The organism is Pantoea sp. Acro-807 (genome assembly GCF_011752675.1).
Lineage (GTDB): Bacteria > Pseudomonadota > Gammaproteobacteria > Enterobacterales > Enterobacteriaceae > Pantoea > Pantoea eucrina.
Window position 1 is genome coordinate 420,215 of the sequence record NZ_VWXE01000001.1, and the last position, 14,334, is coordinate 434,548.

General features: G+C 56.6%; 15 protein-coding genes. 9 read left to right on the plus strand and 6 right to left on the minus strand.

The annotated features are described in order from the left end of the window. Nucleotides 1-2: 2 nt before the first annotated feature. Nucleotides 3-452, plus strand: a complete 450-nt coding sequence (locus F3J39_RS02035; protein ID WP_039383453.1) for a DUF4385 domain-containing protein — start codon at nt 3-5, stop codon at nt 450-452. Here the strand turns inward: F3J39_RS02035 and rimO are convergent. Continuing rightward, on the minus strand, nt 449-1,774 hold the full coding sequence (rimO, locus tag F3J39_RS02040) for a 30S ribosomal protein S12 methylthiotransferase RimO (protein WP_166713789.1): 1,326 nt from the start codon (nt 1,772-1,774) through the stop codon (nt 449-451). The two genes, F3J39_RS02035 and rimO, sit on opposite strands and share 4 nt — an antisense overlap. Before the next feature lie 305 nt (nt 1,775-2,079). Here rimO and F3J39_RS02045 point away from each other — a divergent pair, with 305 nt between their 5' ends. Together F3J39_RS02045 and F3J39_RS02050 are read left to right on the plus strand one after the other, a co-directional pair. Then, the gene (locus F3J39_RS02045) at nt 2,080-2,715 is read left to right on the plus strand and encodes a carbonic anhydrase (RefSeq protein ID WP_039383457.1); all 636 of its coding nucleotides are present in this window, start codon (nt 2,080-2,082) and stop codon (nt 2,713-2,715) included. A gap of 105 nt (nt 2,716-2,820) precedes the next feature. Then, nucleotides 2,821-3,954 carry a PQQ-dependent sugar dehydrogenase gene (locus F3J39_RS02050; protein WP_166713790.1) on the plus strand — a complete coding sequence of 378 codons (1,134 nt, stop codon included), beginning with the start codon at nt 2,821-2,823 and terminating at the stop codon, nt 3,952-3,954. On the opposite strand, the gene F3J39_RS02055 is transcribed toward F3J39_RS02050, so the two are convergent. Further along, nucleotides 3,955-4,611: an HAD family hydrolase gene (locus tag F3J39_RS02055; RefSeq protein WP_039383460.1), complete on the minus strand. Its 657-nt coding sequence runs from the start codon at nt 4,609-4,611 to the stop codon at nt 3,955-3,957. It abuts the gene before it with no gap. A 271-nt stretch (nt 4,612-4,882) separates the two neighbouring features. On the opposite strand from F3J39_RS02055, the gene F3J39_RS02060 reads away from it, so the two are divergent. Beyond that, nucleotides 4,883-6,085, plus strand: a complete 1,203-nt coding sequence (locus F3J39_RS02060; protein ID WP_071669030.1) for a serine hydrolase — start codon at nt 4,883-4,885, stop codon at nt 6,083-6,085. A 1,133-nt stretch (nt 6,086-7,218) separates the two neighbouring features. Here F3J39_RS02060 and ybjG read toward each other — a convergent pair. The 3 genes from ybjG to F3J39_RS02075 form a co-directional block, all read right to left on the minus strand. After that, complete coding sequence (gene ybjG, locus F3J39_RS02065) at nt 7,219-7,824, minus strand: undecaprenyl-diphosphate phosphatase (RefSeq protein ID WP_071668662.1); 606 nt, start codon at nt 7,822-7,824, stop codon at nt 7,219-7,221. Further along, entirely contained in the window at nt 7,811-8,566 is a 756-nt protein-coding gene (locus tag F3J39_RS02070) for a phosphatase PAP2 family protein (protein ID WP_039383464.1), read from the minus strand. Before F3J39_RS02070 ends, ybjG begins: the two co-directional genes overlap by 14 nt. A gap of 200 nt (nt 8,567-8,766) precedes the next feature. Beyond that, nucleotides 8,767-10,455: an aspartate:alanine antiporter gene (locus F3J39_RS02075; protein ID WP_039383465.1), complete on the minus strand. Its 1,689-nt coding sequence runs from the start codon at nt 10,453-10,455 to the stop codon at nt 8,767-8,769. 251 nt (nt 10,456-10,706) lie between these two features. On the opposite strand from F3J39_RS02075, the gene ybjM reads away from it, so the two are divergent. Beyond that, complete coding sequence (gene ybjM / locus F3J39_RS02080) at nt 10,707-11,075, plus strand: inner membrane protein YbjM (RefSeq protein WP_039383466.1); 369 nt, start codon at nt 10,707-10,709, stop codon at nt 11,073-11,075. 25 nt (nt 11,076-11,100) lie between these two features. Here ybjM and F3J39_RS02085 read toward each other — a convergent pair whose 3' ends face one another. Continuing rightward, nucleotides 11,101-11,364, minus strand: a complete 264-nt coding sequence (locus tag F3J39_RS02085) for a GrxA family glutaredoxin (RefSeq protein WP_039383469.1) — start codon at nt 11,362-11,364, stop codon at nt 11,101-11,103. 196 nt (nt 11,365-11,560) lie between these two features. On the opposite strand from F3J39_RS02085, the gene F3J39_RS02090 reads away from it, so the two are divergent. The 4 genes from F3J39_RS02090 to F3J39_RS02105 all read left to right on the plus strand — a co-directional run bounded on the left by F3J39_RS02090 (nt 11,561) and on the right by F3J39_RS02105 (nt 14,034). Further along, nucleotides 11,561-11,812 (plus strand): DUF1418 family protein, encoded by a 252-nt coding sequence (locus tag F3J39_RS02090; RefSeq protein ID WP_039383472.1) that lies wholly within the window; start codon nt 11,561-11,563, stop codon nt 11,810-11,812. Nucleotides 11,813-11,824: 12 nt separating this feature from the next. Next, entirely contained in the window at nt 11,825-12,547 is a 723-nt protein-coding gene (gene nfsA, locus F3J39_RS02095; protein ID WP_039383474.1) for an oxygen-insensitive NADPH nitroreductase, read from the plus strand. Between the two features lie 17 nt (nt 12,548-12,564). Further along, complete coding sequence (gene rimK, locus F3J39_RS02100) at nt 12,565-13,467, plus strand: 30S ribosomal protein S6--L-glutamate ligase (RefSeq protein WP_071668663.1); 903 nt, start codon at nt 12,565-12,567, stop codon at nt 13,465-13,467. 87 nt (nt 13,468-13,554) lie between these two features. Then, on the plus strand, nt 13,555-14,034 hold the full coding sequence (locus F3J39_RS02105; RefSeq protein WP_039383479.1) for a YbjN domain-containing protein: 480 nt from the start codon (nt 13,555-13,557) through the stop codon (nt 14,032-14,034). Nucleotides 14,035-14,334 lie beyond the last annotated feature (300 nt).

The following is a 14,334-nucleotide window of genomic DNA, read 5'->3' on the forward strand; positions in this document are numbered from 1 at the left end:
AGATGGAACCGTTTGATTATCAGCAGGATTATAAAAATCTTGATTTGCGACAGCACCCTGAGCTTTATCGCGTGGGGCGGGGCGAGCAGGGCGTACTGATGGTGGAACCTTACAAAAGCGAAATTTTGCCCTGGTGGCGTTTTCGTACCGTAGAGGTAGCGAAAGAGTCCTCGGAAAAAATTATGCAGCTGTTTGAAGCGTATCGCGAGAAAGATGATTTTGTCGGTATGGATATGGCGCGTAAATTTATTCAGATGGGGTATACGCGCGCCCGGCGCTACAGCAATCATCAGGGGGGACGTAAATATGATGCGGATGGCAAAGAGCTGCCGCGCACGGTAGAAAAAGAGAAGGCCGCAGCGGCGGCCATCTTTAAAGTATGCTGGGATAAATTACGCGCCGACGAAGATTATCTGAAGCGTAAAAAAGCGCACCAGCAGAAATATGGTTAGATGCGGCTGCCCCACAGATCGTATTCGTCGGCGTGTTCCACTTTCACCCGCACCACATCACCTGCTTTTACCTGCCGGTCGCCGTTGAGATAGACGGCACCGTCGATTTCCGGTGCGTCTGCCATGCTGCGTCCGACGGCACCTTCTTCATCCACTTCGTCAATGATGACCAGTATTTCGCGGCCCACTTTCTCCTGCAGGCGTTCGCTGGAGATCTGCTGCTGCAGCTGCATAAAGCGGTCAAAGCGCGCCTGTTTTACCTCTTCCGGAACCGGATCCGGCAGCTGATTGGCGGTGGCGCCTTCTACCGGGCTGTACTGGAAGCAGCCTACGCGATCGAGGCGCGCCTCTTTCAGAAAATCGAGCAGCATCTGGAAATCTTCTTCGGTTTCACCCGGGAAGCCCACGATAAACGTAGAGCGCAGCGTCAGCTCCGGACAGATCTCACGCCAGCGCTTGATGCGCTCCAGCGTACGCTCCACGGCGCCCGGACGCTTCATCAGCTTCAGGATGCGCGGGCTGGCGTGCTGCAGCGGAATGTCGAGGTAGGGCAAAATTTTGCCTTCTGCCATCAGCGGGATGACATCATCCACGTGCGGATAGGGATAAACATAGTGCAGACGCACCCAGACGCCGAGTTTTGCCAGCTGTTCACACAGGCTCACCATGCTGGTTTTTACCGGCGCACCGTTCCAGAAACCGGTACGATGTTTCACATCCACGCCGTAAGCAGACGTATCCTGCGAGATCACCAGCAGCTCTTTCACGCCTGACTCAGCCAGACGCTTCGCTTCATCCAGCACGCTGCCAATCGGACGACTGTCGAGATCGCCGCGCATGGACGGAATAATACAGAACGTACAGCGGTGGTTGCAGCCTTCCGAGATTTTCAGATAGGCGTAGTGGCGCGGCGTCAGTTTCACGCCCTGCTCAGGCACCAGGCTCAGAAACGGGTTATGAACAGGTTTAGGTACATAGGTATGCACGTGCTCAAGCACCTGCTCATAGCTGTGCGGACCGGTGATCTCCAGCACTTTCGGATGCACTTCGCGGATCTGATCCACTTTGGCACCCAGACAGCCGGTGACGATCACTTTGCCGTTTTCATTCAGCGCTTCACCAATCGCTTCCAGAGATTCCTGAACCGCGCTGTCAATAAATCCGCAGGTATTAACGATAACGATCTCCGCGTCATCGTAGCGTGGTACCACGACATAGCCTTCAGTACGCAGTTCCGTCAGGATACGTTCTGAGTCAACGAGGTTTTTAGGACAACCGAGTGAGACGAAGCCCACGCGTGGCGGATTAGTGACATGGCTCATAAGGATAAAAATTCATCATAATTAGTATGGACAGGAGCGCGATTGTACAGAGGTTGCAGCGGAAAATGTATAGCTGAAGCAACAATCTGCCTGCCTGCAGAATGTGAATGCAGCGCTATGCTTAGAGTGCACGGCGCAGCCTGACGCCGGGTATTTCAGCCCGCAGCGGGTTGTGCGGTTGCTGCGATTTTGCTTAAATGACGGGTTGTTGAAGGTAACTTATTCTCAACGCTGAAGAATTTAAACGCGTGCGCTGGCAGGCTATGCGATGACAGCGCAGCAGTGCATAGAGTGAGAGCAGACAAATGCAAGAGATCGTCAAAGGTTTTCTGAATTTTCAACAGAACGTATTCCCTGAAAGGAAGGATCTTTTCAAGAGTCTGGCTTCCAACCAGAATCCTAAAGCGCTGTTTATCTCCTGTTCAGACAGCCGTCTGGTGCCGGAGCTGGTCACGCAGCAGGAGCCGGGACAGCTGTTTGTGATCCGCAACGCCGGCAACATTGTGCCACCGTTTGGCCCGGAGCCAGGCGGCGTCTCTGCCACCATCGAGTATGCGGTACTGGCGCTGGGCGTAACGGAAATCATTATTTGCGGTCACTCCAACTGTGGCGCAATGAACGCGATCGCCTCCAACGCCGATCTGGAAAACATGCCGGCGGTCGATCACTGGCTGCACTACGCTAACGCCGCAAAAGCCGTGGTTGACGAGCGCAACTACGATTCTGTTGAGGTGCGCCTTAATGAGATGGTGAAAGAGAACGTTATAGCGCAGCTGAACAATATCAAAACGCATCCTTCCGTCTCGGTTGCTTTGCGTAAAGGCAAGCTGCGTCTGCACGGCTGGGTTTACGATATCGAAACGGGGAAAATCAACGCCCTGACCAAAGGCGGCGCAGAGTTTATCTGCCTGTCTGACAACCCTGAAACCTGCTTCGAGTAATCTCCTCCAGCCCGGCCTGCGCCGGGCTTAATGTTTTGTAAATTTCCCCCGCTGCTGCGTGCGCGCTGTCTACCCTTAACGGCAGAGCGAATACAGGAGCAACCTATGCATATCTGGCGGGCAGCGCTGATTTCCGGCGCACTAAGCTGTTCTTCTCTGGCGCTGGCTGCGGATGTGGCGGTAGAGGTGCTGCAGGACAACCTCTCTCATCCCTGGTCGGTGGCTTTTTTGCCGGATAACCGCACGCTGCTTATCACCGAGCGCACCGGTCAGCTGCGCAGCTGGCAGCCTGAGGGCGGCCTGTCGAAGCCGATTCAGGGCGTGCCGCAGGTCTGGGCTGAGCGGCAGGGCGGGTTACTGGATGTGGTTCCGGCACCTGATTTCGCGCAAAGCCGCCGCGTATGGCTGAGTTACACCACGGCCGATAGCCGCGGGCGTGCCGGTGGCGTCGTGGGTTACGGTCAGCTGAGCGAGGATATGCAGAAGCTTAACGGGTTTCGCGTGGTGCTGGAGCAGACGCCTAAACTCTCCGGTGGTGCCAATATCGGTACCCGGCTCGCCTTTGACCGGCAGGGCTTTCTCTATGTGGCTTTCGGCGACAATTTTGTCAGCAGCAGCGCCCAGCAGCTGGATAAGCTGTCAGGAAAAATTGTTCGCCTGACGCAGGAGGGCGGCGTACCGCAGGATAATCCGTTTGTTCACACCCAGGGCGCCCGTCCGGAGATCTGGAGCTATGGCGTGCGTAATCCTCAGGGGCTGGCGCTGAATCCCTGGACGGGAGAGATGTGGGAGAGTGAGCACGGGCCGCGCGGCGGCGATGAGGTAAACCGGCTGGAGAAAGGCCACAACTATGGCTGGCCGCTTGCCACGTACGGCATCGATTACAGCGGGCAGCCGGTGCCGGAAGCGAAGGGTACGCAGGTCGCAGGAACCGACCAGCCGCTGTTCTGGTGGAAAGTGTCACCGGCTCTCAGCGGCATGGCGTTCTACACCAGTACGCGCTTTCCGCAGTGGAAAAACGCGCTGTTTATCGGTGCACTGAAAGATAAAAGCCTGATCCGGCTGCGCGTTGAGGGCGATCGGGTCACGGAGGAGGAGCGGCTGCTGAGCGATCGTAATGAACGTATCCGCGATGTGCGTCAGGGGCCGGATGGCTGGCTTTACGTACTGACCGATGAAGCCAGCGGTAAATTGCTCCGGGTAGGCGTGCAGCCGGAGCAGGCTGAAACAGGTAACTAATCAGCGCGCCCAGCGGCAAATCTGCCAGCCGCGCTGCTCCGCCTCATGCTGCAGGCGCGCATCCGGATTGACTGCCCAGGCGTGGTCAGCCCAGGCCAGCAGCGGCAGGTCATTAAACGAGTCGCTGTAGGCCCAGGTGCGTGTGAAACTGAGCGCCTGCTGACGGGCCTGCCAGTCGCGCAGGCGAACCACTTTACCTTCGCGATAGGTTGCGGTGCCAAGCATAGAGCCGCTGTAGCGGGCATCAACAACTTCAGCATGAATGGCCAGCGCACCGTCCACGCCCAGACGTTCAGCGATAGGAATGGCAAGGTGATCGCCACTGGCGGTCACGATCAGCACCTTATCACCACGCTGCTGATGCCACTGAATGCGCTCCCGTGCGGCAGGAAACACACGCGGCAGGATGTCACGGTGGATAAAGCGTCTTATCCAGCCAGCCACGGTCGGCGTGGCCATGCCAGCCAGCGGTGCCAGCGTGGTGTGCATATACTCTTCAATGGGCAGCTCGCCGGCGTAATAACGCTGCATCAGCCTGCGATCCTCATCAATCACTGTTTCAGGCGCAAACCCCTGTGACACCAGCCAGCGCAACCAGAGGCTGGTGCTGTCATCACATATCAGGGTTTCATCAAGATCGAACACGGCAAGATCCATAACGCTCTCCTCAGGCTGACTGATCCCAGCGTAGCGGAATTTTGTGACAGGCTTAGCTTTTCCGGACAAATTCAGAATTGTGCGCAGTTTTTTACCACCGCTGACGGCTTACACTGGACCGGACAGGATGTTGACCTGGATTAATATAAGAAAACTTAATTAACTTTACGATTCAACGGTTTTTTTCGCCAGCGTGAACCGTTAGCGTTTTACACGAGATCTTCCCCGCCCGCGAAAGCCCCGATTTTACAAGGACAATCTGGTTACGCCCATGAAACTACACCTTTGCGCATCGTTATTACGGCCCCTGGCTGCCTCCTCGCTGTTGTTTATTTTCCCGGCTGTTTCTCAGGCCGTTGACGCTCCGGCTGCCCCGCAAATCGAGGCCAAAGCCTGGGTTCTGATGGACTATAACAGCGGCAAAGTTCTGGCTGAATCGAATGCCGATCAGCGGCTCGATCCTGCCAGTCTGACCAAGATGATGACCAGCTATGTGGTAGGGCAGGCGCTGAAATCAGGAAAGATCCACAACGGTGATATGGTGACGATTGGCCAGGATGCCTGGGCGACCGGTAATCCAAAGCTGCGCGGCTCATCGCTGATGTTCCTCAAGCCCGGCGACCGTATTCCGGTATCAGAATTAAATAAAGGCATTGTTATTCAGTCCGGCAACGATGCCTGTATTGCGCTGGCAGATTATGTTGCCGGCAGCCAGGATGCCTTTATCGGGCTGATGAATAACTACGTTAAAGCCTTCGGTCTGCAAAATACGCATTTTATGACGGTGCACGGTCTGGACGCGGAAGGGCAGTACAGCACCGCCCGCGATATGGCGATTATCGGCCAGCGGCTGATAAGCGATGTGCCGGACGAGTATGCGCTGAACAGCGAGAAAGAGTTCACGTTTAACAATATTAAGCAGCGCAACCGCAACCGGCTGCTCTGGAGCTCCAACCTGAAAGTGGACGGCATTAAAACCGGACATACCTCAGGCGCAGGCAACAATCTGGTGGCGTCTGCCGTTGATGGCGATATGCGTCTGATCTCGGTCGTGCTGGGCGCACAAACCGACGCCATTCGTTTTCGCGAAAGTGAAAAGCTGCTGACCTGGGGATTCCGTTTTTATGAAACGGTAACGCCTATCAAAGCAGATAAGCCGTTTGCCCGCCAGCGCGTCTGGTTTGGTGATAAGGGAGAAGTGGATCTCGGCGTGGCGAAAGATGCGGCGATTACCGTACCTAAAGGTCAGATGAAAAATCTGAAAGCGAGCTTTACCCTGAATACGCCGCAGCTGGAAGCCCCCATCGCTAAAAATCAGGTTGTCGGCACTATCGATTTCCAGCTGGATGGAAAAACCATCGAGCAGCGCCCGCTGGTGGCGATGGAAGCCATACCGGAAGGCGGCTTTGTCGGGCGGATCTGGGATTTTATTATGATGAAATTCCACGGCTGGTTCGGGAAGTGGTTTAGTTAGGACGCGGGGGCTGGTTACGAGCCGGTTCCGTTCGCCCCACAGGGGCTGGTTCCGTTCGCCGTCAGCTGCGGGGGCGCAGATTAAGCGCCGGTTCCGTTCGCCGTCAGTTGCGGCGGCGGCCTGTGCTCCGGCACGGCGCTGCTGCCCCGGGGCCGGTTCCGTTTGCTCCGGGGCCGGTTCCGTTCGCCGTCAGCGGCAGCAGCAGCCTGTGCCCCGGCACGGCGACCGGGCAGAGGGCGCCAGGCCGCGCCCTCTGCACTCCCCGGCCCTGCGCCAGCCCCGCCCGCCGCTGCGCGGTTCCCTCGCTCACGCCCGCTTCCCCGGGACCGGCCGCCATTCGCTCCTGCTCACCGCGCCCTTTCGCCGACGTCCTGTCGGCTCATCCCGGAACCGTGCCCTCCCTCGGCGGACCCGGATGGCGCTTCCCGCCGCTGCTGGTTTTTTCTCTTTTTCTTACGTTTTTTATGGCTGAAGGTTTCGTGAAGAAGCTTCAGACCACACCGCAACACTTTTAAAAAAACAAAATGAAAAATTTATAGGCGGGGAGGAGGGGCGCTATCCGCAGCGCCGGGCGCAGAGTGACGGCCAGGGCGAGCTGGCAGGACGCCGGCGAGAGCGCGGGTTGAGCAGGAGCGAATCCGCGCGGTCCGTTAAGGCCGGAGGGATAAGTCCGGGAATTCGCGAGGACGGCGCGGGGCGCGGATTGCTAAGGGGCGCGCCCACCCGCCCCTTAGCCCGTCCGCGTGCGCAAGCACCGCTGAAACTGCCAGAAGCCTGGCGGGCGGAACCCCTCCGGTGCCAGTGGACCCGGATGGCGCCATCCGCAGCGCCGGGCGCAGAGTGACGGCCAGGGCGAGCCGGCAGGACGCCGGCGAGAGCGCGGGTTGAGCAGGAGCGAATCCGCGCGGTCCGTAAAGGCCGGAGGGATAAGCCCGGGAATTCGCGAGGACGGCGCGGGGCGCGGATTGCTAAGGGGCGCGCCCACCCGCCCCTTAGCCCGTCCGCGTGCGGTAATGCCGCTGAAACTGCCAGAAGCCTGGCGGGCGGAACCCCTCTGTTGCCGCGCGCTGCTCAGCGCTAATCTCTAAGTGCCCCGCGCTGCTCAGCGCCCAGCCCCGCGCTGCTCAGTGCTCCTAATCCCTGATCCAGCCCTTACGAATCGGCATTGCAAACAGCACGCGATAAACCTGATGCGTCAGTGCCAGCAGGCGATCGCCATAGAGCTGCCATGCCATCTGCGAGGCCAGGCAGCCCAGCATACCGACCAGGAACCCGCCGATCATATCCAGCGGCCAGTGAACGCCCAGATAGACGCGCGACCAGGCGATAGCGCTGCCGATAGCCAGCAGCAGGATGCCGGACCAGAGCCGGTGCCAGAAAATAAAGGCGAGGGCAAAGGTAAAAATAGTTGTGCCGTGATCGCTCGGGTAGGAGTCATCTGCGGCGTGCATCAGAAACTGGTGTCCAAAGCCGATAGCAAAGGGGCGCGGATGGGGCAGCAGCTGGCCGGTACACCAGGAGATCAGCAGCGCATAGATAAGCGCTATACCGGTTTTCAGTACCAGCGCGCGCTGAGACTGCACCTGCTCACGCGGTCCCCACAGCCAGAGAGCCACAATCAGCAGCGGCACAATCGCAATCAGATCTTTGGCGACAAACGTTGCCAGATTCAGCAGCCAGGCCGGTGACGCTGGCGTGGCATTGATCCATAAAAAAAGGGTGTGGTTAATTGCTTCCATCCCGTTTAGCTATCCTCGTTTTGTTAACCCAAAAAGATATACCGGCCACTGTCAGCAGCTGTGCCAGCCAGACCCACCAGCCGGCCCATAAATTGTGCGAAAAAAAGTGCGCACCGCGCATTACCTGACCAAAACCCATCAGTAAACCCAGGGCGACACCTGCCAGCAGCGCCAGCAGGGCGCGGCGTGGATGCTCCGGCCACCAGAGAAAAAACAGCGCCATCACCGCAAAGCCACTCGATGCATGTCCGCCCGGAAAGCAGCCGCCGGGTCCGCTGCCGGCAGGTACGCTGCCCAGCAACGGAAAAGAGAGCGCCTTACCGCCAAACATCGCCAGATCCCAGGGGCAGGAGTGCGCGCTGTGTGCTTTGATGATCCCCACCACCAGCGGGCCAAGACCAAACAGCAGCGCAACCAGCATCTGCCGCGCATTGCGGGTGCGTATACCCTGAAACAGCAGCAGCACGGCCCCGGCAATAATCACATCCTTAGCGATGCGATGATTAATGAGATCCAGCCAGCGGTTGTGCTGCCAGGGAAAGCGCTGCGTAAGCGGATCAAACCAGTACTGGCTGATAGCGATGTCAGGCTGCTCATTACGTGATAAGTAAATAAACAGGGCTGCCAGAATTGCCAGTAAAATGAAGTTGATAGCGTAAAAGCGGAGTGATAAAGAATAAATAGTCCCGCTCCGATTCCGGTAGCAGGTTGTGGAAGTGTTTAACTTTGATGACAGTTGCATGAAGAGTGATCGTTAAAAAAGTCAGGATCACAGCATGGCGCGATTCGCTTAGCGCAACCTTAAGGCACCCGCGTCAGATATAAAAAAACCCGTCAGTCAAAAAGACTGGCGGGCTCCTCAATCCGGGGATTTCAAAGAAAAGCAGTGGCACTTATTCAGACGCTGGCGGCCGGTAAAGGTTCCCGACAGACAAAAATAATTTATCCCGCCAGCACTGGCCAGATAATCACAATCAGCGTGCCGGCCAGCGTCAGTAGCACATTGGCAATCGCATAGGTGCCGGCATAGCCCAGCGCCGGAATATTACTGCGTGCGGTATCGCTGATAATCTCCATGGCTGGCGCACAGGTGCGTGCGCCCATGATGGCACCAAACAGCAGCGCGCGGTTCATGCGCAGCACGTAAGCGCCAAACAGATAGCAGATAACCACCGGCACCAGGCTGACCAGCAGCCCGCTCAGCAGCATCAGGGCACCGGCGCTGCCGAGCCCGTGCTGCAGTCCACTGCCGGCGCTGAGCCCGACGCCTGCCATAAAGACCATCAGTCCGAACTCTTTCAGCATGGTCAGGGCACCCTGCGGAATATAGCCAAAGGTAGGGTGGTTGGCGCGCAGGAAGCCCAGCATGATGCCGGCAAACAGCAGGCCGGCAGCGTTACCAATACCAAAGCTGAAATTGCTGAACTGAAACGTGATCATCCCTATCATCAGGCCGATGATAAAAAAGGCGCAGAAAGCGAGCAGGTCAGTCATCTGACTGTGAATGGCAATAAAGCCGATGCGATCGGCCAGGCTTTTAACACGGCGCGCTTCACCGCTGACCTGCAGCACATCGCCTTTATTGAGCATGATGCTGTCATCGATCGGCATCTCAATCTGGCTGCGGATCACCCGATTCAGAAAGCAGCCATGATCGGTGAGTTTAAGATGGCTGAGCCGCTTATTTACCGCATTGTGGTTCTTGACCACAATCTCCTCGGTGACGATGCGCATATCGAGCAGATCGCGGTCGAACACCTCTTTACCATTGCGGAAGCTGGCATCGAGCCGGGCGTGGGCGTCAGGATAACCTACCAGTGAGATCTCATCGCCCAGCTGCAGCATGGCATCTCCGTCCGGGCTGGCGAGAATGCCGTTACGCCGCAGACGTTCTATATAGCAGCCGGTCTGACGATGGATACCCAGCTCGCGCAGGTTTTTGCCGCCGCTCCAGGCTACCAGCTCCGGTCCGACGCGATAGGCGCGGATCACCGGTAAAAAAACCTTACGCTGGCTGTCAGCATCCAGACCGCGTTCGCGGGCAATTTGCTGGGCGCAGGTGGGCAGATCCTGATGCTGCAACCGGGGCAGATAGCGGGCGCCGAAAATCAGGCTGACCAGCCCCACCAGATAGGTCAGGGCGTAGCCGAGGCTCAGATTATCCTGCATCATACTTAACTGACGCGGATCGCTGATGCTCTGCCGCAGCGTATCGCCGGCACCGACCAGCACCGGCGTTGAGGTCATTGACCCTGCCAGCATGCCCGCCGTAAGGCCGATATCCCAGCCAAACAGATTGCCAAGAATAAGCGCGACCAGCAGCGCGCTGACCACCATCACAATGGCTAAGAAAAAATAGTTTTTACCGTCGCGGAAAAAGATAGAAAAGAAGTTGGGTCCCGCCTCCACGCCGACACAAAAAATAAACAGCATAAAACCCAGGCTCAGAGCGTCGGTATTAATCGCAAAATGCTGCTGGCCTAAAATCAGAGAGACAACCAGTACGCCAATTGAATTACCCAGCTGGACGGAACCAAGACGCAGTTTTCCCAGACAGAGGCCGAGCGCTAATACGACAAATAATAACAGAACGTCATTTTTGCTTAACAATTCTGCGACGTTAATGTTCACAGTTTTAACTTCTTATTCACGTGTAACAGGTTGATAGGAGGAGGATTTTTAGCTATCTTAATCAGAGCGGTAAACGCCGGGGCTGGCCTTCCTGTCCCGCCCGATTCTGAAGCGACATTATTCTAAACATTATTATTTGCTTCAGCTATCCGCATTGCTCACTCTTTCTGTTTGTAGCTGTTTCTATTTATTTCCACGCATGTGCGCCAGGCATTAAAAGTTCTGTTTTAACGTTAACGTTGAGGATTGTTATGTTGCAGCGCAGCCATCGCTGGTCCGCATTCGCGTCAGGCGCGACGCTTTATACGCTGGTGTTTATTTTTGCCCACCACTTCTGGAGCGTGCCGCTCCATATGCGGCATGGTCAGCCAGAACTCCTGCTGTTTCTGTTGCCTGGGGTAGCGATTGCGCTGCTGCAGCCCGCCAGCCCGATGGTGTCAACGCTGTGGTCAGCGATAGCGGGAACGCTGCTGGGGATGAGCTGGGTCATGCTGACAGAGCAGGTCAGTCATACGCCGCTGATGGGGCTGGCCTGGAGTCTGAGTGCGTTATTCTGGGCAGGGTGTGGTGCGCTACTGGTTCGTCTGCTGCGCATTATGCTGGCTATGCGCATCGATTAAAAAACGGGCCTTATGGCCCGTTTTTTTATGCCTCTATGCCAAGATTCTCTTTGGTCCAGGCAGCAAATTCGGTGTAACCACCGATGTGTCGATCGTCGATAAAAATCTGCGGCACCGTGGTCACTGGTTTACCGGCGCGCGCTTCCAGATCGGCTTTAGTGATGCCGGTTGCCTGAATATCAACATACTGGTAGTTGAAGCTATCCTGGTCGCTGGTCAGCTTAGCGGCTAACTCTTTAGCGCGTACGCAATAAGGGCATCCTGAACGGCCAAAAATCACTGCAATCATTGCTTCTCTCCTTCCGCTGCTGTTTTGTGAGCAAAGTCACAGCACAGCGTGAATAATGGTTCACATCATGCCCGCTCATGCTGCTTAAGAGAAGCAGAAAATACCTGTTACTCTGATGGATGTACGCTATCCCTGACGGGCTATGCTGGCAGCAGCGATACGCCGAACCAGACCCGCAAACAGCAGAGGTATCACGATGCGTAACTTTGCAAGATTGCCAAAACCCGTGTTGCTGCTTGAGGCGCTGGGCGCCTGCGCAGTAGCCGGCGCGCTTTTGCTGATGAATAACTGGCTGCCAGCGCCTGCCGCGATTGGGCAAAAGCCGCTGGCTACGCTACTTTTTTTGCTGGGCATTGCGCTGATGCTGCCTGCGGCATGGCTGATTATGTGGCGTACCGCCAAAGTCATGGCCCCGCACCTTTTTGATCATACTCACACCAGGAAATAACCGGAGAACATAATGACGCCGACAATCGATCTGCTATGCAGCCACCGTTCCATTCGTGCTTTTACTGAGCAGGGTATTGATGACGCTCAGCGCCGCGCGATTATTGCTGCAGCGCAGGCGGCTTCTACCTCCAGTTTTCTGCAGTGCTCATCCATCGTACGCATCACCGATCGCGAAAAGCGCCGCGCGCTGGCGGAGCTGGCGGGCGGCCAGTCATGGGTAACGGATGCACCGGAGTTTTGGGTCTTCTGCGCCGATTTTAACCGCCATCTGCAAATCTGCCCGGATGCTCAGCTGGGTCGTGCTGAACAGCTGCTGCTGGGCTGTGTGGATACCGCGCTAATGGCGCAAAATGCGATGGTGGCCGCCGAGTCGCTTGGGCTGGGTGGCGTTTTTATCGGCGGGATCCGCAATAACATTGCGGACGTGACCGCGCTGCTGGAGCTGCCAAAATTTGTGCTGCCGCTGTTTGGCTTCTGTATCGGCTATCCGTCAGCCTCTCCGGATGTGAAACCCCGTATGCCGCAGGCGATGCTGGTCCATGAAAACAGCTATCATCAGGTAGATAAAACAGTGCTGGCAGAGTATGACCAGCAAATCACGGAGTACTATCAGCAGCGCGACAGCAACCAGCGTTCCGAAACCTGGAGCGATCTCATCCAGCGCCTGATCGTTAAAGAGACGCGTCCGTTTATGCTCGACTATCTGCACAGTCAGGGCTGGGCGACGCGTTAAGTCAGGAGGACTGCCGCATGAAAATGGCGCTTCTTACCCGCGACAGCACGCTTTATTCCAGTCAGCGGCTGCGCGCAGCCGCTGAGGCACGCGGGCATCAGATTGCGATGATCGATCCGCTCTCCTGCTATATGAATATCAACGCAGCGCTGCCGGCCGTGCATTATCAGGGTGAGATACTCGGTCATTTTGATGCGGTGATCCCGCGAATCGGCACGGCCACAACTTTTTATGGCACCGCGGTGCTGCGCCAGTTTGAGCTGCTTGGCAGCTACCCGCTCAATGAATCGGTGGCGATCACCCGCGCCCGCGACAAGCTGCGCTCGCTGCAGCTGCTGGCGCGCGAGGGCATTGATATGCCGGTGACCGGTATCGCTTCCTCGCCGGATGATACCGGCGATCTGATCCGCATGGTGGGCGGGGCGCCGCTGGTGGTTAAGCTGGTGGAAGGCACCCAGGGGATTGGCGTCGTGCTGGCAGAGACGCGTCAGGCCGCCGAAAGCGTGATTGATGCGTTTCGCGGTCTCAATGCGCATATTCTGGTGCAGGAGTTTATTAAAGAAGCGCGGGGCCGCGATATTCGCTGTCTGGTTATTGGCGATCGCGTGGTGGCTGCCATCGGGCGTGAGGCAAAAGAGGGGGAATTCCGCTCAAATCTGCATCGTGGCGGCACCGCGCACCCTGTTACTATCAGCGACCGGGAGCGTGACATCGCCATTAAAGCCGCGGCAACGCTGGGGCTGGCCGTGGCGGGCGTCGATATTCTGCGTGCCAGCCGCGGTCCGCTGGTCATGGAGGTCAACGCCTCACCCGGTCTGGAAGGTATTGAGGGCTGCACGGGCCTGGATATTGCCACTATGATGATCGACTGGATTGAGCAGCACGCCTGCCCCGGCTATCGTCCTAAAACCGGTGGCTAGATAGCGTTTTCCGGTGGTTTTCGTGGCATCTGACCCCATTTTTCCGTAAGCTAAGGCGCTTATTTATTCACCCCACAGGAAATAGCGATGGATTCACTGGTCGTTCCTGACATCGACATGCTGCGTCGCTGGCTGGATCAACAAAATATCACCTGGTTCGAATGTGATGCCTGTCAGGCATTACATCTGCCGCACATGCAGAATTTTGACGGGGTGTTTGACGCAAAAATTGACCTGGTGGATAACGTTATTCTGTTTTCTGCGCTGGCTGAAGTTAAACCCACAGCGCTTATTCCGCTGGTCGGCGATCTGTCGCAAATTAATGCCAGCTCGCTGACCATCAAAGCTTTTATCGATATTCAGGATGATAATCTGCCCAAGCTGATTGTCTGTCAGTCCCTGAGTGTTACCGCCGGCATCACCTTCAGTCAGTTCACGCACTTTATGAAGCAGAGTGAAGAGGGGGTTTCTATGGTGATTATGGAAGCCTTTGCGAATCACCTGCTGATGATGGGTGAGGAGGAGGAGCGTCCTTCCGGGGTCAGCAGTTCAGGGGTTTTACACTAATTCCGCTTTATATTCACTGCCGCAGACTGCGGCAGTTTTCTTTCTGATTTTCTCCTGCCATTTTTTATTCTGTTATTTGCCCGCTCCCGCCAGATTTTAGTCATGCTTTATGCCGTAACTGCCAGACCACATAGCACAAAAGTGCATAAAATATCGTAAAAAGGCGTTTTTTACGCTGGGGTCTGGTGCGCAGAGATCAGGGGGGCTATTCTTGCGAAGCTGTGCCGGACAGGCTACCGCTCAGCAGCGCTATACTGATTTCAGGGAAGGCCCGCCGTTACGCATCTGCATAGCTACCCA